The 254-nt window shown below is 43.3% G+C and carries 1 protein-coding gene; it reads right to left on the bottom strand.

From position 1 onward, the window contains the following. Window position 1 precedes the first annotated feature (1 nt). Window positions 2-254 (bottom strand): P-loop NTPase (locus ACYSM9_RS22005; RefSeq protein WP_461859065.1); only part of this gene is annotated, 253 nt, incomplete at its 5' end.

The following is a 254-nucleotide window of genomic DNA, read 5'->3' on the forward strand; positions in this document are numbered from 1 at the left end:
CCTACTCTGTTCTTGCAGCTTCTGCAATTTTGTCTTGTTCTTTATCAGTCTGTTCCTTTAATTCAGCAGCTATTATGCTAACTCGGCCTGCCACATTCCTTGCTAATTTGTCGAATGAAACAGATTGTGAATTTGAACCAGGTGAAACTGTGATAGGGTGCCCACTATCGCTACCTTCCATGATCCGAGGATGCAAGGGAATCTGCCCAACAAATGGAATGTTGAATTGATCGCTGACTTTTTGGTCACCTCCT

The organism is Arthrobacter sp. C152, from assembly GCF_054890965.1.